The sequence below is a fragment of the Aurantiacibacter xanthus genome, from assembly GCF_003584015.1.
GTDB lineage: Bacteria > Pseudomonadota > Alphaproteobacteria > Sphingomonadales > Sphingomonadaceae > Alteraurantiacibacter > Alteraurantiacibacter xanthus.
Genome location: NZ_QXFM01000027.1, coordinates 14,167 through 40,554, shown reverse-complemented (window position 1 = coordinate 40,554; position 26,388 = coordinate 14,167). Strand labels below are relative to the sequence as shown.

Sequence of the window (26,388 nt, the reverse complement as noted above, 5' to 3'; positions counted from 1 at the left end):
TCCCGCCGCAGATGCTTCAGCGGCTCGCCGGGGCTGACGGCAAGGTCGATCCCGAGCGCTTCGCCCAGATGCGCGAGCGGATGTGCAGCGGCGATGGCCAACCGGCGGCGCGCCAGGCAAGCGGCGGCGGCGGCTTCCGGGGCTTTGGACGTCGAGGCGGCGGCGATGGCGGCGGGCGCTGGTTCTTCAACCTGAACTACCAGTTCGACCTCGCCAACACGGTGCTGATCGCGCCGGGTGTGCCGGTGCTCGATCTGCTCGACGGCGATGCGGTTGCTGGCGGCGGGCAGTCGGCACACACGGTCAACCTGCGCTCGGGCCTGTTCTACAAGGGCTTCGGCCTGATCACCTTCTGGAACTATGCCAGCGCCACGCGGCTTGATGGCTCCGGCCTGCCCGGCAGCACGGACCTCCATTTCAGCGACCTGCTGACGATCAACTTCCGCGCCTTTGCCGATCTCGGCGCGCAGGAGAAGCTCGTCGCCGCCGTGCCGTTCCTCGAAAAGACGCGGATCGGCATCGGGATGGATAACGTGTTCGATGCCCGCCAGCGCGTGACCGACAGCAACGGCACGGTGCCGCTGCGCTATCAGCCGCTGCTGGTCGATCCGGTGGGGCGGCGGTTCGAGGTGGAGTTCCGCAAGCTGTTCTGATTGATGGCAGAACCCCCGTTCGTGGTGAGGAGGGGACGAGGTCGAAGACCGAGCACCTGTCTCGAACCACTTGGGCCTGTCCTTCGAGACGGGCGCTCAGCCTACGGCTTCGTGCCCTCCTCAGGACGAACGGGGTAGGTTGAGCGCCGCCGCGTGGGCGCTGGCCCAGGCCCACTGGAAGTTGTAGCCGCCGAGCCAGCCGGTCACATCGACCGCCTCGCCGATGGCATAGAGGCCGGGCACTGTCTTTGCCTCCATCGACTGGCTCGACAGTTCGGCGGTGGAAATGCCGCCGACCGTCACCTCGGCCTTGGCGAAACCCTCGCTGCCATTGGGGTGGAAGGTCCAGCGCGCCAGCCGCGTTTCGGCTTCGGCCAGCTTGCGGTCGGGCAGATTGCCGAGATCGCCCGCCAGCGCGAGCTTTTCGCCCAGCGCATCGGCGAGACGGGCAGGCAGGTGGTGTCGCAGCAGCGCGGCGAAGGTCAGGCTCGGTTCAGCGCGCTTGGCCTCGGTGAGCCAGCCGCGCGGCAGGTCAGGCAAGAAGTCGATGGCGATGGGCTTGCCCGGATACCAGTAGGAGCTGACCTGCAGGATCGCCGGTCCGGAAAGCCCCCGGTGCGTGAACAGCGCCGCCTCGCGGAACGCGGCCTTCTCGCAAGTGGCTTCTACCGGAGCGGACACGCCCGACAATTCGCGGAACAGCAGGTCGTCTCCGCCCAGCGTCAGCGGCACGAGGGCCGGGCGCGGCTCGACCACCTTGAGGCCGAACTGCCGCGCCAGATCATAGGCAAAGCCCGAAGCGCCCATCTTCGGGATCGACGGCCCGCCGGTGGCGATCACGAGGCTTTGCGCGGTGAAAGAGCCGTCCCCTGTGCGAACTTCAAAAGCCTCACCCCGTTCGTCTCGAGCGCAGTCGAGAGACCCGGCGCTCTCGTCTCTCGACTGCGCTCGAGACGAACGGAGGACTTCGCGCACCTCCTGCCCGCACTTCACCACCACATCGCCTTTCGCGCATTCGGCGAGCAGCATATCGACGATCTGCCGCGCCGAGCCGTCGCAAAAGAGCTGGCCGAGCGTCTTCTCGTGCCAGGCGATGCCGTAGCTCTCAACCAGATCGAGAAAGTCGCGCGGGGTATAGCGGGCCAGCGCGCTCTTGGCGAAGTGGCGATTGGTCGAGAGGTAGTTGGCAGGGCCGGCGCCGATGTTGGTGAAATTGCACCGCCCGCCGCCCGAGATCAGAATCTTCTTGCCCGGCTCGCTGGCCTTTTCGAGCACGCAGACACGCATGCCCCGTTGCCCGGCCAGCCCGGCGCAGAACAGGCCCGCCGCGCCGCCACCCAGTATGATTACATCGTAGTGCTCCATCGCGCCGGGGGTTAGCGCCGTGCGTCCGATTGGCAAGGGCGCTGCGCCTGCCTATCTGGTCCCCATGAGCCGCAGCGAAGCAGGAAGCCCCCACGATCCGCGTGGCGCAGGCCGTTTCAACGAGGAACGCGCCGCCGCCACGGTGAAGGGCGCGCAGCCCGATCTCGAAGCGGGGCTGGCCGCTATCCGCGAGGTGCAGCGCACGCTCAAACCCAAACCTGGTGTGTACCGGATGCTCGATGCCAAGGGCGAGGTGCTCTATGTCGGCAAGGCGCGCAGTCTCAAGGCGCGGGTGGCGAACTATCTGCAACTGAAGGGCCTGACCAACCGGCTCCAGCGGATGATCTCGCAAACCCGCGCGATGGAGATCGTCACCACCAACTCCGAGGCCGAGGCGCTGCTGCTCGAAGCGCAGTTCATCAAGCGCTTCCGCCCGCCGTTCAACGTGCTGCTGCGCGATGACAAGAGCTTCCCTTTCATCCTGCTGCGCGAGGGGCACGACTATCCGCGCATCATGAAGCACCGCGGCGCACGGCGGCACAAGGGCAGCTACTTCGGCCCCTTCGCCAGCGCCGGCTCGGTCAACACCACGATCAACGCGCTGCAAAAACTGTTTCTTCTGAGGAGCTGCACCGACAGTTTCTTCTCCCGCCGCGACCGGCCTTGCCTGCTTTACCAGATCAAGCGTTGCTCGGCCCCCTGCGTGGGGCGGATCGACGAGGCGGGCTATGCCGAGCTGGTGCGCGAGGCGAAGGACTTTCTGGGCGGCAAGTCCTCCGCCGTGCAGGCGCGGATCGAGGCGCAGATGGCCGAGGCTGCGGAAAAGCTCGACTTCGAGACCGCCGCCCTGCTGCGCGACCGGCTGCGCGCGGCGACCTTCATTCAGGGCTCGCAGGCGGTCAACGCGCAAGGGGTGGGCGATGCCGATGTCTTCGCGCTGGCCTCCAAGGGCGGACAGATCGCGGTACAGGGCTTCTTCGTGCGCGGCGGGCAGAACTGGGGCCACCGCGCCTTCTTCCCGCGCCATATCGCCGAGGTCGACGAGGCCGAGGTGCTCGCCCGCGTGCTGGCGCAGTTCTACGAGGAGGTGCCGCCGCCGCCCACCATTCTGGTCGACCGCGAACTGCCCGAACGTGCCCTGCTGGAGGAGGCCTTCGCGGCACTGGCGGGCAAAAAGGTCGAGATTTCGGTCCCCCAGCGCGGCGACCGTCGCCGCCTGATGGAGCAGGCCACCCGCAACGCGGTCGAAGCGCTCGACCGGCGGCTGGCCGAGACCGGCACCCAGGCGAAAATCCAGCGCGAAATGGCCGAGTTCCTCGAACTGGCCGAGGTGCCGCAGCGGGTCGAGGTTTACGATAACAGCCATATTCAGGGCACCAAGGCGGTCGGGGCGATGATCGTTGCGGGCCCCGAGGGGTTCCTCAAGAACCAGTACCGCAAGTTCAACATCCGCGAGGCGCAGTCGAACGACGACTTTGCCATGATGCGCGAGGTGATGACCCGCCGCTTCGGTCGCGCCATGCAGGAAGACCCCGACCGCGAAGGCGGCATGTGGCCCGATCTCGTGCTGATCGACGGCGGCAAGGGCCAGATGAGCGCGGTGCGCGATGCGCTGGAGGAACTGGGCGTGGAGGACGTGAACCTCATCGCCATCGCCAAGGGGCCGCACCACGGGCGCGAGGGGCGCGAGGTGTTCCACTTCCCTGACGGGCGCGAGAAGATGCTGCCGGTCAATTCGCCGGTGCTGTTCCATCTCCAGCGGCTGCGCGACGAGGTCCACCGCTATGTGATCGGCGCGCACCGCGACAAGCGCAGCCGCGCCATCTCGGCCTCACCGCTCGACGAAATTCCCGGCATCGGTCCGGCCCGCAAGCGCGCGCTGCTGCTGCATTTCGGCACCGCCAGCAAGGTCCGCGCGGCGGCGCTCGACGATCTCAAACGCGCGCCCGGCGTCAGCGCAAGCGTTGCGCGCAAGATCTATGACTTTTATCATGCCGGCGGCTAATCGTTGCGCAAGGTCAAGGTCGGGCAGCGCCAGACCCGACACAAGTGACGGTAAAGGAGAATAGCCCCATGCGTTCGCTGCTGCTTCATGCTCACAACGATTCCGGTTTCGAGGCCCGTTTGCAGGTCGCGCTCGATCTTGCGCGGGCTTTCGATGCGCATCTCACCGTGTTGCAGCCGGTTGCCTTCAACGTTGCCCTGCCGGGCGATGCTTTTGGCATTTTCGCTGCCGAGACCGCCACCTACGTGCGCGAACAGGCCGCAGAATTCCGCCAGCAGATCGAGCCGCGGCTGGAGGCGGAAGACGTGCGGTGGGATTGGGTCGATACGGTCGGGATCGCCGAGGCGAGCCTGCTCGAATATGCGGCGCTGGCCGATCTGGCGATCATCGGCACCGGCCCGATCGATGGCGAAACGGTGGGGCCCTCGCCGCTGGCCGGGCTGCTTGCGGTGCATTGCCGGGCGCCGATTCTGGTCGTTCCCGATGAGGGCAGGGCGATGGTGCCGGGCGCGCCGGTGGTGGTGGCCTGGAACGGTTCGCTTGAAGCCTCGCGCGCGCTCAAGGCCGCGCTGCCGCTGCTCAAGGCCGCGCCTTCGGTCACGCTGGTGTCGGTGACATCGTCCGAGGACGAGCAGAGCGGAGAGCTTCCGGCTCTGGCAGGCGCGCGCTATCTCGACCGGCATGGCGTGAATTGCGAAGTGGTCGAGGTGCCGCAGGGCCAGCACAAGGTGGCCGAGGTGCTGAACGAGGTCGCCCGCGCACGCGGGGCCGGGCTTGTGGCGATGGGCGCCTATGGCAAGCCGCGCCTGTTCGAGACGCTGTTTGGCGGGGTCACGGCCGGCATGCTGCGCGATCCGAGGCTGCCGCTGCTGCTGGCCCACTAGGAGGGCACCGGGGCGCGCTCAGTCGAGCAGGCGCAACATGCCCTCTTGCGCCACGCTCGCCACCAGCCGGCCATCGCGGGTGAACACCTCGCCCCGGCCAAACCCGCGCCCGTTGCCCGACCACGGGCTCTCGGTGACATAGAGCAGCCATTCGTCGACCGCGAAGTCGTCGTGGAACCACAGTGCGTGGTCGAGGCTGGCACCCTTCACCTCGTTGCGCAGAAAGCTCTTCCCGTGCGGCTGGAGCGCCGTTGCGAGCAGCTGGAAGTCCGACACGAAGGCGAGCACCGCCCGGTGCAGCGCGGCGACCGGCGGCAGCGGTGCCACCACGCGGAACCACACGTGCGATTTCGGCTCCCGCGGTTGCGGGTTCATCCAGTCGCGCGGCTCGACCGAGCGCAGATCGATCGGCTGCGGACGCATCAGCAGCGTCTTGAGCGTCGAATCCGGCATCTGCTCGGCGGCGGCGCGGCCGAGCTTGGCATCGGACACCAGCTCTTCGGGCGGAGGCACGTCCGGCATCTTGCTGAACTGGTGGCTCGCACCCGTGACCGGCCGCTGGAACGAGGCGACGAGGTTGAGAATAGCCACGCCATCCTGGCTTGCCACGACCCGGCGATTGGAAAAGCTGCGCCCGTCAAAATCGCGCTTCACCCGGTATTCGATTGGCAGATCGTCGCTGCCGGGGCGCAGGAAATAGGCGTGGAGCGAGTGGACCTCGCGGTCCTCCTCGATCGTGCGGCGTGCCGCGGTCAGGGCCTGGGCGATGGCCTGCCCGCCGAACACCCGGCCCGTCCCCAGTTCGCGCCGACGGCCGATCCAGCGATCGCCACCGCGAGTTTCGAGGTTGAGCAGCAGCACCAGATCGGCGACCAACTGCTCGGGGGTGGGAGCGGAATGGGAATCCTGCGGCATCGCAGGCGACATGGCCTTGATGGAGCGATCCGTCAAGAAATGCCCGGCATTCGTCGCAAAACCCGCCAAGCCAGTGACTTGGCCCGGTTCTGTCCCGGCCATCGCTGGGGTGCCGCAGGACGCAGCCCTGTCGAGCGCAGCAACTTGTTGAAAGCACGCGCATCTGACTCGGCGAAGCTCCATTCCGAGCGCCAGGTGATCGAAAGAGACAACGATATCTCGCTCTGATTGCGCACGAAATGCGGGGCCATGACGGGGACATAAATCGCTTCGCCGGGTGCGAGGCGGAAGGTGTTTCCGGCGGACAGGAAGCTGTCGTCCCAGCGCAATTCGCGCGGGCCACCGGTGTGATAGGCCTCGTGGACCTCGTCCGGGGCATAGCGCGAGTCGCCGGCGGGAAAGACGGTCATCTCCTTGGTGCCGCGCAGTTGCAGCAGGATGTTATGCTCGGGGTCGAAGTGATAGGGCGTTACCGCATTGGCGCTCGACACGAATATGAAGCCCTGTCGCTTCAGCATCGCACCGGTGCGCTCGCGGATCGGGGCTTCGATCTCGTCGAGCAGCTCGTTCAGCAGATCGGCATAGGCGGGGGCTTGCTCGATATTTTTGAGCACCGCCCAGCTGTTGGCGGTCTCGATGGTGCGGATCGTCTCGCCGATGGAGAGGCCGGTGGCGCCGGGCTTGCCGTCCACGCCGAGCGGCAGATCCCCGCGGTTATACTCGACACTGCGTTCGGGCAGCGCTTCGGCCATCTGCGCCAGCGCTTCCAGTTCGAGCAGCGGATGGTGGCCGAGCGTGTGTGCGAGCTTGTGCGGACCTTCGGGATAAGAGGCCGCGAAGTCCGCCCGCGCCCGAGGCGGGAAGACGGTGGTGGCGGAGTGATCGGTCATGCGATGCCTCCCGGCGCGCGGCCCGTTTCCAGGCGGCTGAGACCGGCAAACAGGGCGCGGCGCACGCTGCTGCCGATGGCGATGGAATGATGGGCGACCCGGCGTCGTTCGCGCCAGAAGTGGTCGATCATCGGGTGATCGGAACCGGCGCAGCTGTCGATCCAGTCGATGCCTTCGCGTTCGACCAGCGCCAGCGCCTCGCACTGCAACAGCACGCCGGGCGAGAAGCGGGCATAGTCTTCGGCAAAGGCCGTCTTGTACGAGAAGGCACCGGGCGCGGCGATGAAGGTGGCCAGCATCGCGATGGGATGCCCGTCGAGCCGGATCGCCAGCCGTTCGAGCCTCCCGCGCGACGCCGCCTCGGCCAGCGCGTGGCGAAACAGCGTGGCGGTGGGGCGCATGCTCGCGAGCGAGGAGGCCGCGCGGCCTTTCCACCCGGAGGCTTCGAGCATGAGGAACTCCTCGGTCCAGCGGGCGATGCCTTGCGCGTCCTCGCACCGTTCGACCGATAGCGTGCCCTCTTCGGCCAGGCGGCGGTGCTGACGGCGCAGCTCCTTGCGCTTCTTGGTGGAAAGCGAGGCTTCGAGATAGGCTTCGGCGGACACTCCGGTCGCCAGCAAGGCGCGGCTGCGTTCCAGCACGGTGGCGGCGGGGCGGGGCTGTTCGGTCAGTTCGGCAGCGAGTGCGTGATGGATCGGCCCGTCGGTGCCGGCTTGCGGCAGGTGCGCGAACAGCGCGAACAGGGCGTGCCGGTCGAGCCAGCCGAGCAGCGCGTGCCAGAACGCCTGCTCGAACCCGCGCGCGATCAGCGGCTGGCCGAGGAAGCTGTTGTCATGACACCACGCGCGCCAGTGGGGGAGCGGTTTGCCATAGTAGTAGGGCTCCCACCGGAGCGGGAGCAGCCCGAGCCATCGGCCCGACTGCTCAAGCACCGCCAGCCGGACGCTGCCATGCGGATCGAGCGCGCGCAGCGAGGGGAGCAGGTACCAGCTTTCGAAAAAGGGGTTCGGCTCGCTCGATGCGAGGGCCAGATCATCCCATGCGCGGAGGTCTGCGCGGGTATCGCGCTTGCGCCAGTTGCCGACCCACAGGCGCACCTCGGCTGCGACAGGAGCGCCGCTGGCCTGAATGGCTGGCAAGGCATTCGAGTGTCCGGCCTTGTACAAGAGAGCGGATCAACCTTTGTCCCGATGCAGTGGTTCTGCATGGGATCATTGTATAACCGATTGGCGGCCAAGGAAGAGTTAACTGGGCCTGACAAAGTGAAGCCCGCCCGCAATGTCTCGTCGAGGAGCTTGCGGACGGGCCTCTTGCGACCCTCCAGGGGGAGCGGCCTTTATCCGGCGAGCGCGGCCAGCAGCAGCAGCGCCACGATGTTGGTGATCTTGATCATCGGATTGACGGCGGGACCAGCGGTGTCCTTGTAGGGATCGCCCACCGTATCGCCGGTCACTGCGGCGTGATGGGCGTCGGAGCCCTTGCCGCCGTGGTGGCCGTCCTCGATATATTTCTTGGCGTTGTCCCATGCGCCGCCACCGGCAGTCATGGAAAGCGCCACGAACAGCCCGCCCACGATCACGCCGAGCAACAGAGCCCCGAGCGCGGCAAAGCCGTTCTGCTGGCCCGCCACCATGGTGATCACGAAATAGACCACGATCGGCGCCAGCACCGGCAACAGCGAGGGCACGATCATCTCCTTGATCGCGGCCTTGGTGACGAGATCGACCGTGCGCGCATAGTTCGGCTTGGAGGTGCCCGCCATGATGCCGGGATCGCCCGCGAACTGGTCGCGCACGTCCTTCACCACGTCGCCCGCCGCGCGGCCCACGGCGGTCATCCCCATGGCGCCGAACAGATAAGGCAGCAGCGCCCCCAGCAGGAGGCCGACGATCACATAGGGGTTCTCAAGGCTGAAATTGACATCCAGCGTCGGGAAGAACTCCTTGAGGTCGGTGGTGTAGGCGGCAAACAGCACCAGCGCTGCCAGCCCCGCCGAGCCGATGGCATAGCCCTTGGTCACGGCCTTGGTGGTGTTGCCCACGGCATCAAGCAGGTCGGTCTTTTCGCGGACAGAATCGTCCAGCCCGGCCATTTCGGCGATGCCCCCGGCGTTGTCGGTGACGGGGCCATAGGCGTCGAGCGCCACGACCATGCCCGCCAGCGCCAGCATCGCGGTGGCCGAGTAGGCAATGCCCATCAGGCCCGCCAGCTGGTATGCCACGACGATGCCCGCCACGATCACCAGCGTCGGCAGCGCGGTCGCCTCAAGGCTGATCGCGAGACCCTGGATCACGTTGGTGCCGTGGCCCGTCTCCGAAGCCTTGGCGATCGAGCGCACCGGGCGATAGCTGGTGCCGGTGTAATACTCGGTGATCCAGATGATGAGGCCGGTGATGGCAAGGCCCAGCAGCGAGCACCAGAACAGGTCCATCCCGGTAAAGCCGCCGACGACTTCGGCCACGCCTTCGGTTACCAGCGTGCCGTCGATATTGGTGCTCGCCGCACCGGAGATCACCTCTGCCCCGATCAGGGCCCCCATATCACCCAGCGCCATGGTCAGAGCCCCGTAAATCGCCGGGATCGAGAGCACGGCGGTGACGAGGAAACCCTTGTACATCGCGCCCATCACATTGGTGGAGCCGCCAAGGCGCACGAAATAGGTGCCGATAATCGAGGTGACGATGCAGACGCCGCCGATCAGCAGCGGCAGCGCCATCAGCGGCGCGAGCATGTCGCCCGCGTTCTTGAGCAGCAGCGCGGTCAGCACCATGGTCGCGCCCACGGTGACGACATAGGTTTCGAACAGGTCGGCGGCCATGCCCGCGCAGTCACCCACGTTGTCGCCCACGTTGTCGGCGATCACGGCGGGGTTGCGTGGATCGTCTTCGGGAATGCCCGCTTCGACCTTGCCGACAAGATCGGCCCCGACGTCCGCAGCCTTGGTGAAGATACCGCCGCCCAGCCGCGCGAAGATGGAGATCAGCGAAGCGCCGAAGGCGAGGCCGACAAGGCCGTCGACCACGGTGCGGTCGGTGCCGCCCACGCTGTGTCCGGCAATGGCGGTGAGGTAGTAGTAGAACCCGGCAATCGCCAGCAGGGCGAGGCCCGCCACCAGCAGCCCGGTGATCGCGCCCGAGCGGAAGGCAAGGGTGAGGCCCTGTTGCAGGCCCTTCTCGGCAGCGGCAGCCGTGCGGACATTGGCGCGGACCGAGATCACCATGCCGGTATAGCCGGCCACACCGGAGAGGATCGCCCCGAGCACGAAGCCGGTCGCAGGCACGGGGCCGAGGAACAGCGCCACCAGCACGGCGACGACCACGCCGACAATGGCAATGGTGGTATATTGCCGTTTCAGATAGGCCTGCGCGCCTTCCTGAATGGCCGCGGCGATTTCCTGCATTTTGGCGTTGCCGGCGTCAGAGCCGAGAACCTGGCGACTGGTCACGAAGCCGTAAAGTACGGCGAGCAGCCCCAGGATAATGGCGACAAGTGTAAGGTCCATAGCCCACTAGTCCTCTTCCCGTGTGAACGCGGCCCGATATTTTTCCGGGTCCGCAAGGCGTCTATGGCTATCACATGTTCATCTTTGAGCAAGCCGCCTTGGTACTCAGGCTGCGAATCAGTGGCTGTAACCGAGCCCTGCGGCGTTGAGCACCGGCTCCCCATCGACGAACAGCGGGGCAAAACCGCGTGGCTCTACGGTGCCGATACGGGCGGCGTTGCAGGGCGGCTGCGTGCCATGGGGCAGGGCCGCGAGCAGGGCATAGTCATCCCCCCATGTCAGGCATGCGAGGCGGCGCTCGGGCGCGGCGACGGGGACTTGTGCACCGTCGATGGCGAGCGTGACCTCAGAGGCCTCGGCCATGCGGAAGGCGTCGAGCAGGAGGCCGTCGGACACGTCCATCATGGCGTGGGCGAGCGGAGCCAGCGCCTGTCCTTCCTTGAGCAGGGCAAGCGGGCGCGAGTAGGCGCTGTGGTCGGCCCCGGTGCCGTCGCGCAGAGCCTCGAACCCGAGCATGGCCGCGCCGACCTTGCCGACAAGCCACAGCACGTCGCCCGGCTGTGCGCCACTGCGGGCGGGGACGGGGGTGCAGGTGGCGCGACCGATGGCGGTGAGGCCGTGGGTGCGCGTTCCCGTACCCGCCACCGTATCGCCGCCGAGCAAAGGCACCTGGTAATGCGCGAGCACCTCGTTGAGGCCGACTATGAAGCGCTCGTCGTCGCGGCCGAGCATGTGGCCGATGAGGACGCCGAGCGGCTCCGCGCCCTTGGCGGCAAGGTCCGAGAGGTTGGTGGCGACGAGCTTCCACGCCACGTCGGCTATATCGGCTTCGGGCAGGTAGTGGGTGCCTTCGACCAGCATGTCGTGCGTGAGGACGAGCGTTTCGCTGCCGATCTCGATCACCGCGCAATCGTCGGCGAGCCCGCGCGCGGCAGGGTGCGCGGGCAGCAGGCGCAGGGCTTCGATGAAGGCCTGTTCGTTCATTGGCGTGGGGGTGCTGGGTGGGTCACGGCCTGTGTGACTAGCGGTGCGGGCCTCGGGTGCAAGGCCTGACTTGTCACCAAACTCCACCCCCGCTCATCCTGAGCTTGTCGAAGGATTGCCCTTCCCCTTGAACCCCGCGCGGATGGTGAAGGGAAGGGCAGCCCTTCGACAAGCTCAGGGCGAGCGGAGGAGGAGGGAACGGGGTGTTGTTCTTAACTGCGCACCTCTTTCGCCACCGCATCGAGCACGCCATTGACGAACTTCGCCTCGCGGTCGTCGAAGAAGGCCTTGGCCACATCGACATATTCGCTGATCGCGGTGCCGGTGGAGATGTCCGCCCGGGCCACCAGCTCATAGGCCCCGCAGCGCAGGATCTGCAGCATCGTCTTGTCGAGCCGCGCCAGCGTCCAGCCCTCGGCGAGCTTGCTCACCAGCAGTGCGTCGATCTCTTCCTCGCGCGCGGCATAGCCGCTCACCACATCGTCGAAGAACGGCACGTCGGCCTCGGCGTACTGATCGTCCTCGATCTCCTTGCCGAGGCGGTGCTGGTGGAACTCGTCGAGCAGGCGGTGAAGCTGGGTGCCCTCCATCTGGCGCTGGTACAGCGCCTGAACGGCGGCCAGACGCGCAGCGGAGCGGGTGCTCGAACGGGAGGATTTGCTCATTATAAACGGACCTTTACACTTGTCCCATGGGCCGGAAGGCCCTCGATGTCGGCCAGCGTCACGGCGGCGGGGCCGATTGCGCCAAGCGCCGCTTCGGTCAGCGAAATGAAGCTGGTGCGCTTCATGAAATCGAGCACCGACAAGCCGCTGGCAAAGCGCGCGCGGCGGCCGGTCGGCAGCACGTGGTTGGGCCCGGCGACATAGTCTCCGATGGCCTCGGGCGTGTGGCGACCGAGGAACACGCTGCCCGCATGGCGCAGCGCGGCGAAGATCGGCTCGGGATCGTCGGTACTGATCTCGACATGCTCGGCGGCAAGGCGGTTGGCGAGCGCCGGAGCCTCGGCGAGAAGGTCGCTGGCGACGATCACCACGCCATAGTCCTGCCAGCTCAGCCGCGCGCGTTCGCCGGTGGCAAGCTGGCCGAGCAGCGCCTCGACCTCGGCCTCGACTGTGTTGGCAAAGGCGGCATCGTCGGTGATCAGTATCGACTGCGAGCTGGGATCGTGCTCGGCCTGGCTGAGCAGGTCGGCGGCGATCCACGCCGGGTTCGACTGACCATCGGCGATGACCAGAATTTCGCTGGGCCCTGCCACCATGTCGATGCCGACCACGCCATAAAGCTGGCGCTTGGCCTCGGCCACCCAGGCGTTGCCGGGGCCGGTGATGACGTCCACCCGCGCGATGGTCTCGGTGCCATAGGCGAGCGCGGCCACGGCCTGCGCGCCGCCGATCCGCCACACCTCGTCGACCCCGCACAGATGCGCGGCAGCAAGCACCAGCGGGTTGACCACGCCATCGGGGGTGGGGGTGGCGACGACCAGCCGCTCGACACCCGCGACCTTGGCGGGGATCGCATTCATCAGCAGGCTGGAGGGATAGGCCGCATTGCCGCCCGGAACATAGAGCCCCGCCGCATCGACCGCAGACCAACGCGCGCCAAGGCGAACGCCCGCCTCGTCGCGATAGTCGCGGTCTTCGGGGAGCTGCGCTGCGTGATAGGAGCGGATACGGTCCGCCGCCAAGGTGAGCGCATCGCGCGCCTCGGGAGCAAGCGCGGCGAAGGCCGCCTCACACTCGGAGGCGGGAATGCGCCAGTCGAGCCGGTGGCGGTCATAGGTCTCGGTCAGCTCGCGTACCGCAGCGTCGCCGCGCTGGCGCACATCGGCGAGGATCTGCGCGACCTTGTCGGACACGCCCGCATCGCTTTCGCGCCGGTCATCGACGATGGCGGCGAACCGCTCCGCGAAATCGGCATCGCTGGTGGAAAGCCGCTGCATCAGCTTTCCGCCGCCACCTTGCGGAACCGCTCGACCAGTTCGCTCACCCGCGGGTCGGTCTTGAGCGCAGCGCGGTTGACGATCAGGCGCGCCGAAATCTGCATGATCGTCTCTTTCTCGACCAGCCCGTTCGATTTCAGCGTACTGCCGGTGGAAACCAGATCGACGATCCGCCCCGCCAGCCCCAGCGAAGGCGCCAGCTCCATCGCGCCGTTGAGCTTCACGCACTCGGCCTGCACGCCCTGTTGCTCGAACCAGCGGCTGGTGATGTTCGGATACTTGGTCGCCACGCGCATGTGGCTGGCGATCCCGGCGGAATAGGCGTTCGCTTGCGCAGGCTCGGCCACCGACAGGCGGCAGGCGCCGATGCCGAGGTCGACCGGCGCATAAAGCTCGGAATAGTCGAACTCCTCGATCACGTCGGAGCCGACGATCCCGACCTGCGCCGCGCCAAAGGCGACGAAGGTCGCCACGTCGAAGGCGCGCACGCGGATGATCCGCATCTTGCCATCTTCACTGGCAAAACTGAGCGAGCGGTCCATCTTGTCGTGGAACGCGCTTTCGGGCACGACGCCGCCGCGCGCCATTACGGGCAGGGCCTCGTCGAGGATACGCCCTTTGGGCACGGCAAATGTCAGCGGCTGGGTCATGGGCGCGCGATGTAGGGACAGCCAGGCGAAAGGGCAATCCACCAATGGCACAGACGGGCAAGCAGGAACGCGGCCTCATGGAGATCACCGACATCGCCGAGGGGTTCCGCTGGCAGGCCGAGCACGCCACGCGGGCGGGCGCGCCGATCACCGGCAAGATGGTGCTGGCGGCGCTCGCCATCGCCGAGGCCGCCGACACCGCCACCGGGCGGCGCATGGCGGCATGGCGGGGTGCGGTGCTCGAAGATGCGATGCCGCTGAGGATCGCGGGGGCGCTGCATTTCCTTCACCTCACCGGCGAGGAACCGCGCCTCGCGCCGATTTATGGTGGGCTGGTGACCGATCAGGGGCAGATCGATGCGATCGTGCTGGAGGCCGCGCGAAAATTCGACACCGTGCTGCTGCCGTGGCTCGACGGCCCGCCGCAGACCAACGAGGCGGGGCGCTCGGCCTCGGTGATGGGCGCTTTGCTGTGGCTGGCGCAGAAATTCGGGCCAAAATTCCAGCTGATCGAGATCGGCGCGAGCGCGGGCATCAACACGATGATGGCGCGCTATCGCTATGATCTGGGCGGCACCACGGCGGGGCCGAGCCTTTCGAGCATGGTGATCGCGCCCGAATGGCGCGGCGCTGCGCCGCCTGCGGGCGCGGTGGAGATTGTCGATGTGGCGGGCTGCGACCTCGCGCCGATCGACTTGACCGATGAAGCGCAGGCGCTGCGGCTGAAGAGCTACATCTGGGCCGACGCCAGGGAGCGCATGGCGCGGATGGACACCGCTATCGCCATGGCCAAACGCGCCGCGCCCGATCTGGTGCAGATGGACGCCGCCGAGTTCGTCGCGCAGAAGCTGGCGGAAAAGCAGGAGGCGGGGGTGACCCGCGTGCTGTTCCACACGGTGATGTGGCAATATCTGCCCGAGGCGACGCGCGAGGCGATTACCTCGGCGATGGAGGCGGCGGGGGCCGAGGCGACGCCGGAGCGTCCGCTGGCGTGGATCGCGGTCGAGACCAATCGGGCGACCTTCCGGCACGAGTTGAAGCTGCGTTATTGGCCCAAAAATGGCGAGGGCGGAGAGGAGGCGGTCCAATTGGCTGAAGCCCACCCCCACGGCGCATGGGTGGAGTGGCAGGGCTGAAACCTGAAAAGCCCTTCCCCGTGGGGAAGGGTTGGGATGGGGGGCGGGCGTTGGAGCCCCCACCCCCCGGCCCCTCCCCGAGGGGAGGGGAGTTGGCGAACCTAGTCCTCGATCCCGAGCAACTCGATCTCGAACCACAGCGTCGAGGCAGGCGGGATCGGCCCGGCACCGCGCGCGCCATAGCCCATCTCGGCAGGCACCAGAATCTCGGCAGTATCGCCCACGCCCATATAGGGAATGGCGATCTGCCAGGCCTTGACCAGTCGGCCAAGCGGGAAGGTCGCCGGATCGCGGCCACGGCTCGAATCGAAGGTCGTGCCGTCGGTCAGCTTACCGGTGTAGTGGACCGTCACCGTGTCCTGCACTGTGGGCGCGGGGCCGGTGCCGTCGCCCGCAGTGCGGCGGAACTTCACCCCGCCATCGAGCGTGTACCAGCCCTCGGCCTGCGTCGCTTCGGCGAGCGCGGCTTGCTGTTCGTTAAGCCAGGCGGAGGATTGGCCTTTGTTCACTGGGGTCTCCTGAGAATGTGCCGGTACGGCGATGAGGGCCGCTGCAATGGCGGCGCAAAGAGCGGTGCGGGTCATGGATCAGAGCCTTAGCGGCGCTTTTCGCTCAGGGATAGCTCACGGTTTTGGGCTTTTCGGGGAGCGGGATATACTCCTCCTCATCGCCCGGCACCTTGGGGAAGCGGCCTTCGCGCCAGTCGAGCTTCGCCTGATTGATCCGCTCGCGGTCGGAGCTGACGAAGTTCCACCAGACATGGCGCTTGGTGGCAAAGGCCTCGCCGCCCATCAGCATCACTGTGCCGCCGCTGTCAGAGGCGAGCGTCATCGCCGCGCCGGGCTTGAGCAGCGTCAGCTCGTAAAGCCCGAGCGGCTGGCCATCGATCGTCGCCGCGCCGCCGACCAACATCACCGCGCGCTCGTCGACCTCGGCGTCGATGGGGATGCTGCCGCCGCCCGCAAGCACGATCTCGGCGTTGATCGTCTCGGCATAGGTGGTGACGGGCGCCTTGCGGCCCCACAGTGTGCCCATGATAACGCGCGCCTTCACGCAGGAATCCTCGATCAGCGGCAGGTCGCTGACGGCTTCGAAGGCCGGGTCGATCTCCTCATGGCGCTCAGGCAGGGCGAGCCAGGTCTGCATCCCGTAAAGCCCTGCGCCCTTCTGCCGCTCGTCCTGCGGCGAGCGCTCGGAATGGACGATCCCGCGCCCGGCGGTCATCAGGTTGACCGTGCCGGGACGGATCGTGCTGAAGGTGCCAAGGCTGTCGCGGTGCTCGATTGCGCCGGCATGGTCGCCGCCGAGTAGCCAGGTGACGGTGGCGAGGTTGATATGCGGATGCGGGCGCACGTCCATCCCGTCGCCGACATCGAGCCGGGCGGGGCCGAACTGGTCGATGAACACGAAAGGCCCGACCATCCGGCATTGCGGACTGGGTACCGCACGGCGCACGGTGAACCCGCCGAGGTCGTGGCTGACGGGGGTGACGGTCTGGATGATGCTCATGGGTGTTACTCCCCGGAAATGCTGGTGGCCTGCCCAAAGATACGCGCGAGCCGCTCGCTGGTTTCGGCAGGCAGCGGCGGGGCGAGGATCGACTGGACGTTCTCTTCGAGATGCGCTTCCTTGCCCGTGCCGGTCAGCACGACATGGGCGCCGGGTTCATAGCGGCAGAAGCGATAGGCGGCCTCGACCTGCGATTTGATCGCGGGGTGCGCGGCCAGAAAGCCGAGCGGATCGGCCGGATCGACCAATGCCGGGTCCACTTCACCCAGTTCGATCAGCCTGCCCACCGCCTCCGCCGCATTCTCGCGTGAGTTCAGCGCGCGGCGCACCGCGAACATGATCAGCGTGCCGACATCGTGCTCGATTGCGAGCGGGAACAGGCGGCGCCGCGCGCCGGGGTTGATCATATTGAACCCGACCATGGCGACATCGAACAGGCCGGTCGGCAGCGCCTGTTGCAGCACCTCGTGGCGCAGGTCTTCGCGAAAGGCCTCGGTGATGCCGATGAAGCGGATTTTCCCGAGGTCGCGCTGGCGGTGCATCTCGGGCAGCAACTCGTTGTAGACGTGCTCAAGCTGGAACGGCGCGACCCCGTGCAGGTGCCAGAGATCGACATAGTCGGTGCCGAGCGCGCGCAGGCTGGTTTCGAGATTGGCGACGAAATCGGTCACGGGCAGCGGATCGGGATTGCGGTTCGACAGGTCCGTGCCGGTCCAGCTCTTGGTCGAGATAAACAGTTTTCCCCGGTCATGCCCACGAATGCCAAGGCTGACCGCCTCTTCGGTGCCGTAGGACCGCGCCGTATCGAGAAAAGTCACCCCCAGATCGAGCGCCTTGGCAACGATCCGACTCGCCTCCGCGCTCGACGCGCTGCCCGCCATGCCGAGCCGCGAATGCCCGCCGCAGCCGAGCCCCGCCACGCTGACCATGGCTTCGGTGCGACCAAGGCGGACATAATCCATTAGCAACCGCGCTCCCTATTGTTCGTCGAGTTCTTCGTAGTGGCGGAAAATGCCGTCGTCGTTGAACTCCATCCGCCGCTCGCTGGCGAGATAAGCGGCGAGACCTTCGATATCGGGCACGGCGGCCTGCAAGGCCTCCAGATTGGCCCAGGTGCCCTGCATCTGCGCCATATAGGTAGGGAAGGCGTAGTCGAGCCCCTCCATCAGCTGGAACAGGCTGGTGTCGACATGGCTCCACTGCTCGCCGAGCATGAACGGCCCGCCGTTGGCGGCGAGCGCATTGTCGAAGTGGATCAGATATTTGGGCAGCCGGTTGGCGCGCAGATCGGCGGCTTTTTCATAGGCCGCGTCCATCTGGTCGGCATAGTAGAGGCCGGGCGCGATCGGGTGGTGCGTGCCGTGGATCTCCTCGACCAGATCGGCAATGTCCATCTGCAGCTGCATCAGCTTGAGATCGGTGGCGAGGTCGCCCGAGCCGAGGCCCTCCTTGTCGGACAGGTAGAGCAGGATCAGCGCGGTCTGCCCGATCACCACCTCGTCGTCGACCAGATAGGGCGGGGCGAAGGGGCGGATGCCTTCCCGTGCGTGCAGGTCCTCCACCAACGCATCGGCGCCGTCGGTGCGGGCGATGTCCTCGTAGTCCAGCTCGGCGGCTTCCATGAACAGACGCACGAATTCGCCGCGCCCGGGAATGCTCGGCCAGTAGAACAGCTGATAGCTCATGCGGCTATTCTCCCGGTGCCGAGGCCTTGATCGCGAGTGCGTGGACCCGCCCGCCCGGAATGTCGCCCAGCGCCTGATTGACCATGCGCTGGCGCATCACGCGGCTTACACCGGCAAATTTCGGGCTCTCGATGATCACGGCGAAATGCGATTCGCCGGTGCCATCGTCGCCCGAATGGCCCGCGTGGTGTGCGCTCTCGTTGATCACCTCGAGCCGGGTGGGTTGCAGGGCCTCGGTAAGGAGGGTTTCGATCGTGGATTGCATCGTTTCGGCCATGTGGCCCCATGTAGGGGGCTTTCCTTTGCCCGCCTAGGCCCCCATCATAAGCCGAATGCGACAGACCAAGTTTCACGGCAGGTTCGAGGACAGCACGCGGACATGCGACCGCCCCGGATGCGAAGAAGTGGGCGAATTCCGGGCACCCGGCTCGCGCGGCCACGGGTTCGACGGTCCGGGCGACTATCGCTGGTTCTGCCTTGAGCACATCCGCGAGTTCAACGCCGGTTACGACTGGTTCGAAGGCATGAGTGCCGACGAAATCTACGCAGCGCAGTCGCCCGCAGCGGGCTGGCGGCGCGAAAGCCCGAGCTTTCGCGGTGCGGCGCATTTCGCGACCCCGCGCTGGGCAGACTTCGAGGACCCGCTCGACGCCATCGGCGCGCGGGCAGAGGGCATTCGCAACGCGGCGCGTTCCCGCGGAGAGCGGGCGCAAGCCGATGCGGCGCGGGCAGTTCGATTTTCCGCCCGCGAGCGGGAGGCCTTGCAGGTGATGGGCCTGACGCAGGAAGCCGACAAACCGCAGCTGCGCCGCCGCTATTCCGAGCTGGTGCGCCGCTATCACCCCGACCGCAACGGCGGCGACCGCAGCCACGAAAACCGCCTTCAGCGCGTGGTCGAGGCCTATCAGGTGCTGCGGCGCGCGCACGGCTTTTCCTGAGCTTTCAGCCCGGTATCCCGCCCATGGTCGCCGCGTAGGCGGGCCGATCGCGCAGCCTTGCCGCATAGGCGTCGAGGTTCTCGCCAGCCGGGATCGAAGCGAACCGCAGCCCCCAGTCAACCTGGCTGCCGACATAGACGTCCGCCATCGTGAAGCGCTCGCCGCACACGTAGTCACGCTCGGCAAACCAGCCGTCGAGCATGGCCGCGACCCGTTCGAAGCTGCCATAGCCCAGCGTTAACTCGGCGCGTTCGCCGTCCGGCACCCAGCCTTGCGCCTTGTTCGAGATCGCTGCCTCCAGCGGGCCGGCGGCGAAGAACATCATGCGGAAATAGTCTGCCTTTTCCCCGTCGTTCGGCAGCAGTGCGGGGGCGGCCGTTTCGGCGATATAGTGACAGATCGCCGCGCCTTCGCTCACCGCCAGATCGCCTTCTGCGCGGTGGTGGATGAGGGCGGGGATCTTGCCCAGCGGATTGGCTGCGAACAGCTCCGCCGGTTTGCTCTCCCACTCGACCGGAAACAGGTCGTAATCCGCGCCCGCTTCTTCCAGCGCCCACTTGGCGATCAGTGCCCGGCTCATCGGGTTAAAGAACAGGGTATAATCGGCCATGGCGCGCTCCGCGAATCGATGAGAACAAATAATGAACAAAGCTAGCGCATGAAGCGTGCCGGTCAAGCCGCCTCGCCATTGGGGCCGTGCAACCTCTTGCGGTTGGCCATCACATCCCACACCTTTGCGGGCGGTGCATCGATCAGCGATGGTACGGACAATTCGTTCGTCACCACCTCCATCAGTCGCGGTCGGGCGCGCCGGGCGGGAACATCTTGCGATAGGGGCGTGCCTCGTCGACACACTGGATGACAGGTTGGTAAGACAGCAGTTCCGCCCGCAATCCCTTCACGCGCGGGCAGGCATCGGGAATGCGGCAAACCCAGTCGGCATAGAACAGGCTGGGCGCGGCAGCACAGCTGGCAAGCGAGAAATGGGCGGGCATGAGGTTGCCTTCGAGCCAGTTTTCGAGCCAGCCATAGGTACGCAGCAGGTTTGCACTGGCGCGCTCGATCACTGCCGGATCGGGCGCGGCGGCGAGATGGGCGAGCACGATCTCGGTTGTGGGCGCCATCACATAATTGTCGAACACCCGGTCGAGCATGCGGGCGGCGATCGCATCGTCGGGGTCCGACGGGATCAGCGGAGCATCGCCCGGATGGGCAAGCGCCAGATATTCGATGATCGCGCTGCTCTCGATCACGATGGTGTCGCCGTCCTTCAGCACCGGAAACTTCCCCGCCGGATGGGCCGCCGCCACGAAGGCCGAGTTGTCCGGGTGGCCCGGATCGACCATCTTCAGGACGTGCGGGGTATCGTTGGCAAGCAGCGCAATGCGCGCCTTCCAGGTGTAGCTGGACAAGGGGTGGCCATAGAGTTCGAGCATCGCAAGGTCTCCGAGTTCGCCGAGTCTTATGCCGCGGCTGAGGCGATGATAGGCCTGTTTGCCGCGTCTCGTCTGCCCGCTTTTTTGCTGCGGTTGTCTAGGGCAGGGCGCGCTTAGCGTCCCTGCGTAAAGATCGGAGTGAAGCCGCCGAAGACCATACGCCTGCCGTCAAATGGCACCTCGTCCATCGCATCGTCCCAGAAGCCGTCGCTGGTCATCTTTTCGTGACCGGCATCGGCAGTGGCCTTGTCGGGCCAGACCATCCACGAGAACACCACCTTTTCGCCCGGCTCGGCCTTCACGGCCATGCGGAAGTCGGTGAGCTTGCCGTCGGCGATGTCTTCCTCCCAGCATTCGGCGAGTTCGGTCACGCCGACTTCAGTAAGCTTGGCGGCGACCTTTTGCGCGAGCGCGAGGTAGGCGTCCTTCGCATCTTCGGGAACGGGGGTCAGAAATCCCTGGATATACATGGTGTTTCTCCCAATCAGGCGGGTGCGTTTTCTTCAGCGAAATCGGCCAGTTGCGCGGCATGGGCACGCTGGTAGGCGGGGCGGGCCTTGCCGCGCTCGATATAGGCGGTGAGACTGGGGAAGGCCTCCACCAGCGTCCCGCCGATCGTGCGCAGGATGAAGGTCAGCATGATGTCGGCAATGCTGAACTCGCCCGCGATCCAGTCCTGCCCGCCGAGCGCGTCGGAAACGCGGGTGAGGCGCTTGTTGGCAAAGGGCGTGAGCGCTTCGGCAGCGGGAGCGGCCCAGTCGCTGTCGCCGTAAAACAGCGGGAAGGTCGATACGTTGCGCAGTGGCGGCTCGACCGCGTTCACGGCGGCAAACAGCCAGCTTATGGCCCGCGCGCGCGCCGCAGCATCGGCGGGGAGCAGCTGACCCGACTTCTCGGCCAGATGGAGCAGGATCGCGGCGGCCTCGAAGATCTCGACCTCGCCATCGCGGTAGGCGGGCACCTGATCGAACGGCTGCCAGGCGACATAGTCAGCCCCGCGCGGGGTTTTCGCATCGAGCAGCTGGACCTTGTAGTCCCACCCGAGTTCCTCAAGCGCCCAGCGCACGGGCAGATCGCGCACGTTGCCGCGCGCGAAGTCGGGCACCCAGGAAAAGGCGGAAATGGTGATCGCATGGTCGGTCATCGGGGCATTCCTTGCAACGGCTGAGCGGACTACGCGGGGGTGTGGGCGGGCGGTTCGATCTCACCGGTGGCCATTTTCGGGTCCATCCACATCGGCTCCCACACGTGGCCGTCGGGGTCTTCGAAGCTGCGACCGTACATCACGCCATAGTCCTGCGGCGGGTTGGGATCGGCCTTGCCGCCATTGGCTGCCGCCGCCGTGACGATCGCATCGACCGCCTCGCGGCTCTCCATGCTGATGCACAGCGCGACCTGCGCCGTCTGGTGCGCATCGGGGATCGGCTTGTCGGTGAAGCTCTTCCACTTCTCGTGGGTGAGGATCATCACGATGATGTGTTCCGACCACTGCATGGCGGCAGCGGTGTCGTCGGTGAAGCGCGGCTCGTTGGTGAAGCCGGCGGCGGTGTAAAAGGCCATCGACCGGGCGAGGTCGGTCACCGGCAGATTGACGAAAATCATCTTCGACATCGGGAGCTCTCCATCGGCGTTCGCCGAGGGACGAGGCCCCTCGCGAATCGTTTTGCTTGCCTTGATTGCGCCCGTGAGTTACATAATACAACCATGGGGTCGGAAAAAACAACCAAACATTCTGAGAAGCTGCATGGCCGCTGGTACAGCGATGCCTGCGGCATGGCTATGGCACTGGAATTTCTGGGAGAACGCTGGTCGCTGCTGATCGTGCGCGAGCTGTTGCTGGGCCCGCGCCGGTTCTCCGAACTGCGCGCCGACCTGCCCGCGATCTCCGCCCGCGTGCTGACCGAGCGGCTGAACGGCCTCGCGGAAACGGGGGTGCTGCACAAGACCATGCTGCCGCCGCCCGCCTCCACCGAGGCCTACGAACTCACGCCATGGGGCTACGAGGTGCTGCCGATCATTCGCGAGATGGTGCTGTGGGCGATGCGCTCCGACCAGCATGACGGGTTCCTCCCGATGAGCGCGACGGCCTTCGCGCTGACCCTGCCGATGACCTTCGATCCCGTTCGCGGCAAGGATACGCGCGGGCTGACACTGGGGCTGGAGATCGGTCATCACCGCTTCGTGGCCTGGGTCGCGGGTGCGACTGTCATCGTGAGGCGCGGCGATACTTCGGCGCAGGACGTGGTCGTACGCGCCGAGAGCGGCAATGCGATGCTGGCATTGTTCTATGGCCGGATGCCGTTCGATGTCTGGCTTGCCGCAGGCGAGGGCAGGGCGATCACGGGCAAGGCGGACGAGCTTTCGCAACTGATCGCGGCGCTTGGCTGGCCGGAGAAGGTCGCCGCCTGACACGGCGCACCATAATGCGTGTTGCGGCACGCATGCAGCGCCGCTAGGCATCCCCACGAGATGACCGAAATGACCAAGACTCACGAAACCGACGGCACTGTGATGGCCGCTCCCGACATCGAACTCGACGTGCGCGAGACCTTCGGGATCAATATCGACATGAAAGTCCCGGCCTTTTCCAAGGCTGACGAGCGCGTGCCCGATACCGATCCGAACTACGTGTTCGACCCGGATACCACACTGGCGATTCTCGCGGGCTTTGCGCATAACCGCCGGGTGATGGTGCAGGGCTATCACGGCACCGGCAAGTCGACCCATATCGAGCAGGTCGCCGCGCGCCTTAACTGGCCGTGTATCCGCATCAACCTCGATGCCCATATCAGCCGTATCGACCTCGTCGGGCGCGACGCCATCGTGCTGCGCGACGGCTTGCAGGTGACCGAATTCCGCGAAGGCCTGCTGCCCTGGGCTCTCCAGCACCCGGTTGCCTTGGTGTTCGACGAATATGACGCGGGCCGCCCTGACGTGATGTTCGTGATCCAGCGCGTGCTGGAGCAGGCGGGCAAGCTGACCCTGCTCGACCAGAACCGCGTGATCCGCCCCGATCCGAACTTCCGCCTGTTCGCTACGGCCAACACCGTTGGCCTCGGCGACACCAGCGGGCTCTATCACGGCACGCAGGCGATCAACCAGGGCCAGATGGACCGCTGGAACATCGTCGTCGGCCTCAATTATCTGCCCGCCGAGACCGAGCGCAAGATCGTCGGCGCCAAGACCAAGCTTGACGACGCCATGGTCGCGAACATGATCCGCGTGGCCGATCTTTCGCGCCAGGGCTTCATCAACGGCGATATCTCGACCGTGATGAGCCCGCGTACCGTTATCACCTGGGCTGAGAACACCGAGATTTTCGGCAATGTCGGGCTCGCGTTCCGGCTCTCGTTCCTCAACAAGTGCGACGAGGCCGAACGGATGCTGGTGGCCGAATATTATCAGCGCGTGTTCGGCGAGGATCTGCCCGAGAGTGCGGTCCGTCAGGGCTGATCGCCTCGGGCCGTCTACGGAGCAGGGCAGTTCAGCCTTGCTTCAGGCGGCGCGCTTCAATAGTGTGTTGCTGTGACAATACACTTGCGTAGCCTCGATGTGGCCGTTTTCCTCGTCGCGTAAGCCCGCTTCTGCGGGTGACTGGCGCGACTCCGGTGCGCCGCGCGATCTTGCGCTCGAGGATGCGCCGTGGTCGCCCTATGCCGATCTTGATGACGACGAGGATGACGATCTGCGCCTCCGCCCGCGTGAGCCGCGCCAGCCGTCCTATCTCCCGCAGACGCCGCCCCCACGCACCACGCTAAGAGGGCGGATCTGGGCCCGGATCGCGGCGCGCGGCTGGCTTTGGTGGTTCGGGCGCATCAGCGCGGCGGTGCTGATGGTGTTTTTCCTGCTGGTCGGCTGGCTGGCGATCACCGCGCCGCTCAGCAAGTCGTTGCAGCCGATCGCCGCCCCGCAGGTCACGCTGCTGGCCGCCGACGGCACGCCGATTGCGCGCAAAGGCGCGGTGGTGGGCGAGCCGGTGCTGGTGGCCGATCTGCCCCCGCACGTGGTCGAGGCCTTCCTCGCCATCGAGGACCGGCGCTTCTATTCGCACTGGGGCGTCGATCCGCGCGGCATTGCGCGCGCGGCGCTCACCGGCACCGGCGGCGGCTCGACGATTACGCAGCAGCTCGCCAAGTTCACCTTCCTCAGCCCCGAGCGCACGCTCACCCGCAAGGCGCGCGAGGCGCTGATCGCGTTCTGGCTGGAGGCCTGGCTGACCAAGGACGAGATCCTCGAACGTTATCTCTCGAACGCCTATTTCGGCGACAACATGTATGGCCTGCGTGCGGCCAGCCTGCACTATTTCTACCGCAAGCCGGAAAACCTGAAGCCGGAACAGGCGGCGATGCTGGCGGGCCTGTTGCAGGCACCGAGCCGCCTTGCCCCTACGCGCAACCCCGATCTGGCCGCCGCGCGCTTCAAGCTGGTGAAGAACGCGATGGTCGCGGCGGGCTACATCAGTCAAGCCGAGGCCGATGCGATGCAGGTGCCCCGGCTCGACGTGCGCGAGCGCGAGGAGCTGCCGACCGGCACCTATTTCGCCGACTGGGCACTGCCGCAGGCCGAAGCGGGCGGGGCCGAGGCCTATGCGAGCCGCACGATCACCACCACGCTCGATTCGCGCCTGCAGAACATCGCCCGCCGGGTGACCGAGCGCGCTCCGCTCGGCACGGCGCAGGTGGCGCTGGTGGCGATGCGGCCCAACGGCGAGGTGGTGGCGATGATCGGCGGCAAGGACTATGCCGCCAGCCCGTTCAACCGCGCCACGCAGGCGCGCCGCCAGCCCGGGTCTACCTTCAAGCTGTTCGTCTACCTCGCCGCCCTGCGCAACGGGTGGCACCCCAATGACATCATCGACAACACCGAGTTCACCACCGGCTCCTATCGCCCGCGCAATGCGGGGGGCCACTATTCGCCCACCATCACGCTGGCCGATGCCTTTGCGCAAAGCTCCAATGTCGCGGCAGTGCGGCTGGCGCAGCAGGTGGGGATCGACAAGGTGATCGAGACCGCGCGCGATCTCGGCGTTACATCGGATCTTCCGGCGGGCGATCCGAGCCTTGCGCTCGGCACCAGCACGATGACCTTGCTCGAACTGACCAGTGCCTATGCCGGGGTGGCGGGCAATGCCTTCCCGGTCGAGGCCCACGCCTTCCCCGAAGCGGAGGAGGGCTGGTTCGACTGGCTGTGGAACGGGAAGAGCTCGCTCGGTTTCGGTGACCGTGAGGAGATGGAGACGCTGCTGCGCGGGGCGATCAATTCGGGCACCGGCCGCGCGGCGATCCTGTCGGGGCCGAACTTCGGCAAGACCGGCACCACGCAGGACAACCGCGATGCGCTGTTCGTCGGCTATGCGGGCGAGGGGGACGACCGGCTGGTGGTCGGCGTCTGGGTCGGCAACGACGACAATTCACCGCTCAACGGGGTCCACGGCGGCGGGCTTCCGGCGCGGATCTGGCGTGATTTCATGGCCAGCGCGATCTCGGGCCAGAGCGTGCCGACGCGCGAGACGCCGCGGCCCGATCCGTCCGGTCCGGTGCAGCCGCTGGACGTGCCGACCGATGGCGAGTTTCCCATCGGCGACGGCACCCGGCTGATCATCCGCGATGGTGAAGCGGTGATCTCGTCGGAGGTCGATGGCGTACCGGTCGGGGCGAGCATCGGCGATGGCACGCTCTCGGTCGATGTCGATCAGGAGGCGGCGGCGCGCCGGGCGGTCGAACGAGCGCGCGATCAGGCGGCGCAGCAACTCGATGCGGCAAGAAGCGAAGCGCGCCGTGCGATCGAAGCGATGCGCGGGCCGGCGCAGGAAAGTGGCGCGGGGCCTTAGCGGACAAGTGCGGACCTTGCCCTGACGATGCACAGCAGAAGGCCCCGCAAGCGTGCTTGCGGGG

26 protein-coding genes and 1 pseudogene are annotated in these 26,388 nt (G+C 66.5%); 8 read left to right on the top strand and 19 right to left on the bottom strand.

The window, feature by feature from the left end; all coding sequences use genetic code 11:
• Positions 1–653, top strand: a pseudogene (locus tag D2V17_RS21185) (hypothetical protein); the annotation flags it as partial.
• 120 nt (positions 654–773) lie between these two features.
• Here the strand turns inward: D2V17_RS21185 and D2V17_RS03645 are convergent.
• Complete coding sequence (locus D2V17_RS03645; protein WP_119591775.1) at positions 774–2,018, bottom strand: BaiN/RdsA family NAD(P)/FAD-dependent oxidoreductase; 1,245 nt, start codon at positions 2,016–2,018, stop codon at positions 774–776.
• A gap of 64 nt (positions 2,019–2,082) precedes the next feature.
• On the opposite strand from D2V17_RS03645, the gene uvrC reads away from it, so the two are divergent.
• Complete coding sequence (uvrC, locus tag D2V17_RS03640) at positions 2,083–4,023, top strand: excinuclease ABC subunit UvrC (RefSeq protein ID WP_119591774.1); 1,941 nt, start codon at positions 2,083–2,085, stop codon at positions 4,021–4,023.
• 68 nt (positions 4,024–4,091) lie between these two features.
• Positions 4,092–4,907 (top strand): universal stress protein, encoded by an 816-nt coding sequence (locus tag D2V17_RS03635; protein WP_119591773.1) that lies wholly within the window; start codon positions 4,092–4,094, stop codon positions 4,905–4,907.
• An 18-nt stretch (positions 4,908–4,925) separates the two neighbouring features.
• Here D2V17_RS03635 and D2V17_RS03630 read toward each other — a convergent pair whose 3' ends face one another.
• The 8 genes from D2V17_RS03630 to hisG form a co-directional block, all read right to left on the bottom strand.
• Complete coding sequence (locus D2V17_RS03630) at positions 4,926–5,822, bottom strand: acyl-CoA thioesterase (protein ID WP_119591780.1); 897 nt, start codon at positions 5,820–5,822, stop codon at positions 4,926–4,928.
• 32 nt (positions 5,823–5,854) lie between these two features.
• Positions 5,855–6,712: a cupin-like domain-containing protein gene (locus tag D2V17_RS03625; RefSeq protein ID WP_119591772.1), complete on the bottom strand. Its 858-nt coding sequence runs from the start codon at positions 6,710–6,712 to the stop codon at positions 5,855–5,857.
• Positions 6,709–7,851, bottom strand: coding sequence for a GNAT family N-acetyltransferase (locus D2V17_RS03620; protein ID WP_245978503.1), 1,143 nt, complete (start codon positions 7,849–7,851; stop codon positions 6,709–6,711). The genes D2V17_RS03625 and D2V17_RS03620 overlap by 4 nt, the downstream gene beginning before the upstream one ends.
• Positions 7,852–8,048: 197 nt before the next feature.
• Positions 8,049–10,214, bottom strand: a complete 2,166-nt coding sequence (locus D2V17_RS03615; protein WP_119591771.1) for a sodium-translocating pyrophosphatase — start codon at positions 10,212–10,214, stop codon at positions 8,049–8,051.
• Between the two features lie 117 nt (positions 10,215–10,331).
• Positions 10,332–11,198: a thiamine-phosphate kinase gene (gene thiL, locus D2V17_RS03610; protein ID WP_119591770.1), complete on the bottom strand. Its 867-nt coding sequence runs from the start codon at positions 11,196–11,198 to the stop codon at positions 10,332–10,334.
• A 212-nt stretch (positions 11,199–11,410) separates the two neighbouring features.
• A complete protein-coding gene (nusB, locus tag D2V17_RS03605) occupies positions 11,411–11,863 on the bottom strand; it encodes a transcription antitermination factor NusB (protein ID WP_119591769.1) in 453 nt (150 codons plus the stop codon).
• Entirely contained in the window at positions 11,863–13,140 is a 1,278-nt protein-coding gene (gene hisD, locus D2V17_RS03600; protein WP_119591768.1) for a histidinol dehydrogenase, read from the bottom strand. The genes nusB and hisD overlap by 1 nt, the downstream gene beginning before the upstream one ends.
• Positions 13,140–13,790: an ATP phosphoribosyltransferase gene (gene hisG, locus D2V17_RS03595; protein WP_119591767.1), complete on the bottom strand. Its 651-nt coding sequence runs from the start codon at positions 13,788–13,790 to the stop codon at positions 13,140–13,142. The genes hisD and hisG overlap by 1 nt, the downstream gene beginning before the upstream one ends.
• 44 nt (positions 13,791–13,834) lie before the next feature.
• Here hisG and D2V17_RS03590 point away from each other — a divergent pair, with 44 nt between their 5' ends.
• Complete coding sequence (locus tag D2V17_RS03590) at positions 13,835–14,926, top strand: DUF2332 domain-containing protein (protein WP_245978502.1); 1,092 nt, start codon at positions 13,835–13,837, stop codon at positions 14,924–14,926.
• 101 nt (positions 14,927–15,027) lie between these two features.
• On the opposite strand, the gene D2V17_RS03585 is transcribed toward D2V17_RS03590, so the two are convergent.
• The 5 genes from D2V17_RS03585 to D2V17_RS03565 all read right to left on the bottom strand — a co-directional run bounded on the left by D2V17_RS03585 (position 15,028) and on the right by D2V17_RS03565 (position 18,385).
• On the bottom strand, positions 15,028–15,435 hold the full coding sequence (locus D2V17_RS03585) for an FKBP-type peptidyl-prolyl cis-trans isomerase (RefSeq protein WP_245978499.1): 408 nt from the start codon (positions 15,433–15,435) through the stop codon (positions 15,028–15,030).
• Between the two features lie 103 nt (positions 15,436–15,538).
• The gene (locus D2V17_RS03580) at positions 15,539–16,435 is read right to left on the bottom strand and encodes a pirin family protein (RefSeq protein WP_119591765.1); all 897 of its coding nucleotides are present in this window, start codon (positions 16,433–16,435) and stop codon (positions 15,539–15,541) included.
• Positions 16,436–16,440: 5 nt separating this feature from the next.
• On the bottom strand, positions 16,441–17,397 hold the full coding sequence (locus D2V17_RS03575; RefSeq protein ID WP_119591764.1) for an aldo/keto reductase: 957 nt from the start codon (positions 17,395–17,397) through the stop codon (positions 16,441–16,443).
• A 15-nt stretch (positions 17,398–17,412) separates the two neighbouring features.
• Positions 17,413–18,120, bottom strand: a complete 708-nt coding sequence (locus D2V17_RS03570; protein ID WP_119591763.1) for a glutathione S-transferase — start codon at positions 18,118–18,120, stop codon at positions 17,413–17,415.
• 4 nt (positions 18,121–18,124) lie between these two features.
• Positions 18,125–18,385 (bottom strand): BolA family protein, encoded by a 261-nt coding sequence (locus D2V17_RS03565; RefSeq protein WP_245978497.1) that lies wholly within the window; start codon positions 18,383–18,385, stop codon positions 18,125–18,127.
• A 67-nt stretch (positions 18,386–18,452) separates the two neighbouring features.
• Between D2V17_RS03565 and D2V17_RS03560 the strand changes: the two genes are divergently transcribed.
• Entirely contained in the window at positions 18,453–19,058 is a 606-nt protein-coding gene (locus D2V17_RS03560; RefSeq protein WP_119591761.1) for a J domain-containing protein, read from the top strand.
• Between the two features lie 4 nt (positions 19,059–19,062).
• Here the strand turns inward: D2V17_RS03560 and D2V17_RS03555 are convergent, their stop codons facing one another.
• From D2V17_RS03555 to D2V17_RS03535, 5 genes are all read right to left on the bottom strand, one after another.
• A complete protein-coding gene (locus D2V17_RS03555; RefSeq protein WP_119591760.1) occupies positions 19,063–19,668 on the bottom strand; it encodes a glutathione S-transferase family protein in 606 nt (201 codons plus the stop codon).
• 181 nt (positions 19,669–19,849) lie between these two features.
• Entirely contained in the window at positions 19,850–20,494 is a 645-nt protein-coding gene (locus D2V17_RS03550; protein WP_119591759.1) for a glutathione S-transferase family protein, read from the bottom strand.
• A 113-nt stretch (positions 20,495–20,607) separates the two neighbouring features.
• On the bottom strand, positions 20,608–20,964 hold the full coding sequence (locus D2V17_RS03545; RefSeq protein WP_119591758.1) for a DUF1428 domain-containing protein: 357 nt from the start codon (positions 20,962–20,964) through the stop codon (positions 20,608–20,610).
• Positions 20,965–20,978: 14 nt separating this feature from the next.
• Positions 20,979–21,638 (bottom strand): glutathione S-transferase family protein, encoded by a 660-nt coding sequence (locus tag D2V17_RS03540; protein WP_119591757.1) that lies wholly within the window; start codon positions 21,636–21,638, stop codon positions 20,979–20,981.
• Positions 21,639–21,667: 29 nt separating this feature from the next.
• Positions 21,668–22,105 (bottom strand): VOC family protein, encoded by a 438-nt coding sequence (locus D2V17_RS03535; protein WP_119591756.1) that lies wholly within the window; start codon positions 22,103–22,105, stop codon positions 21,668–21,670.
• A 168-nt stretch (positions 22,106–22,273) separates the two neighbouring features.
• Between D2V17_RS03535 and D2V17_RS03530 the strand changes: the two genes are divergently transcribed.
• The 3 genes from D2V17_RS03530 (at position 22,274) to D2V17_RS03520 (ending at position 26,324) form a co-directional block, all read left to right on the top strand.
• Positions 22,274–22,903: a winged helix-turn-helix transcriptional regulator gene (locus tag D2V17_RS03530; protein WP_245978495.1), complete on the top strand. Its 630-nt coding sequence runs from the start codon at positions 22,274–22,276 to the stop codon at positions 22,901–22,903.
• Positions 22,904–22,963: 60 nt separating this feature from the next.
• Complete coding sequence (cobS, locus tag D2V17_RS03525) at positions 22,964–23,947, top strand: cobaltochelatase subunit CobS (RefSeq protein WP_119591754.1); 984 nt, start codon at positions 22,964–22,966, stop codon at positions 23,945–23,947.
• 97 nt (positions 23,948–24,044) lie between these two features.
• Entirely contained in the window at positions 24,045–26,324 is a 2,280-nt protein-coding gene (locus D2V17_RS03520; RefSeq protein ID WP_119591753.1) for a transglycosylase domain-containing protein, read from the top strand.
• Positions 26,325–26,388 lie beyond the last annotated feature (64 nt).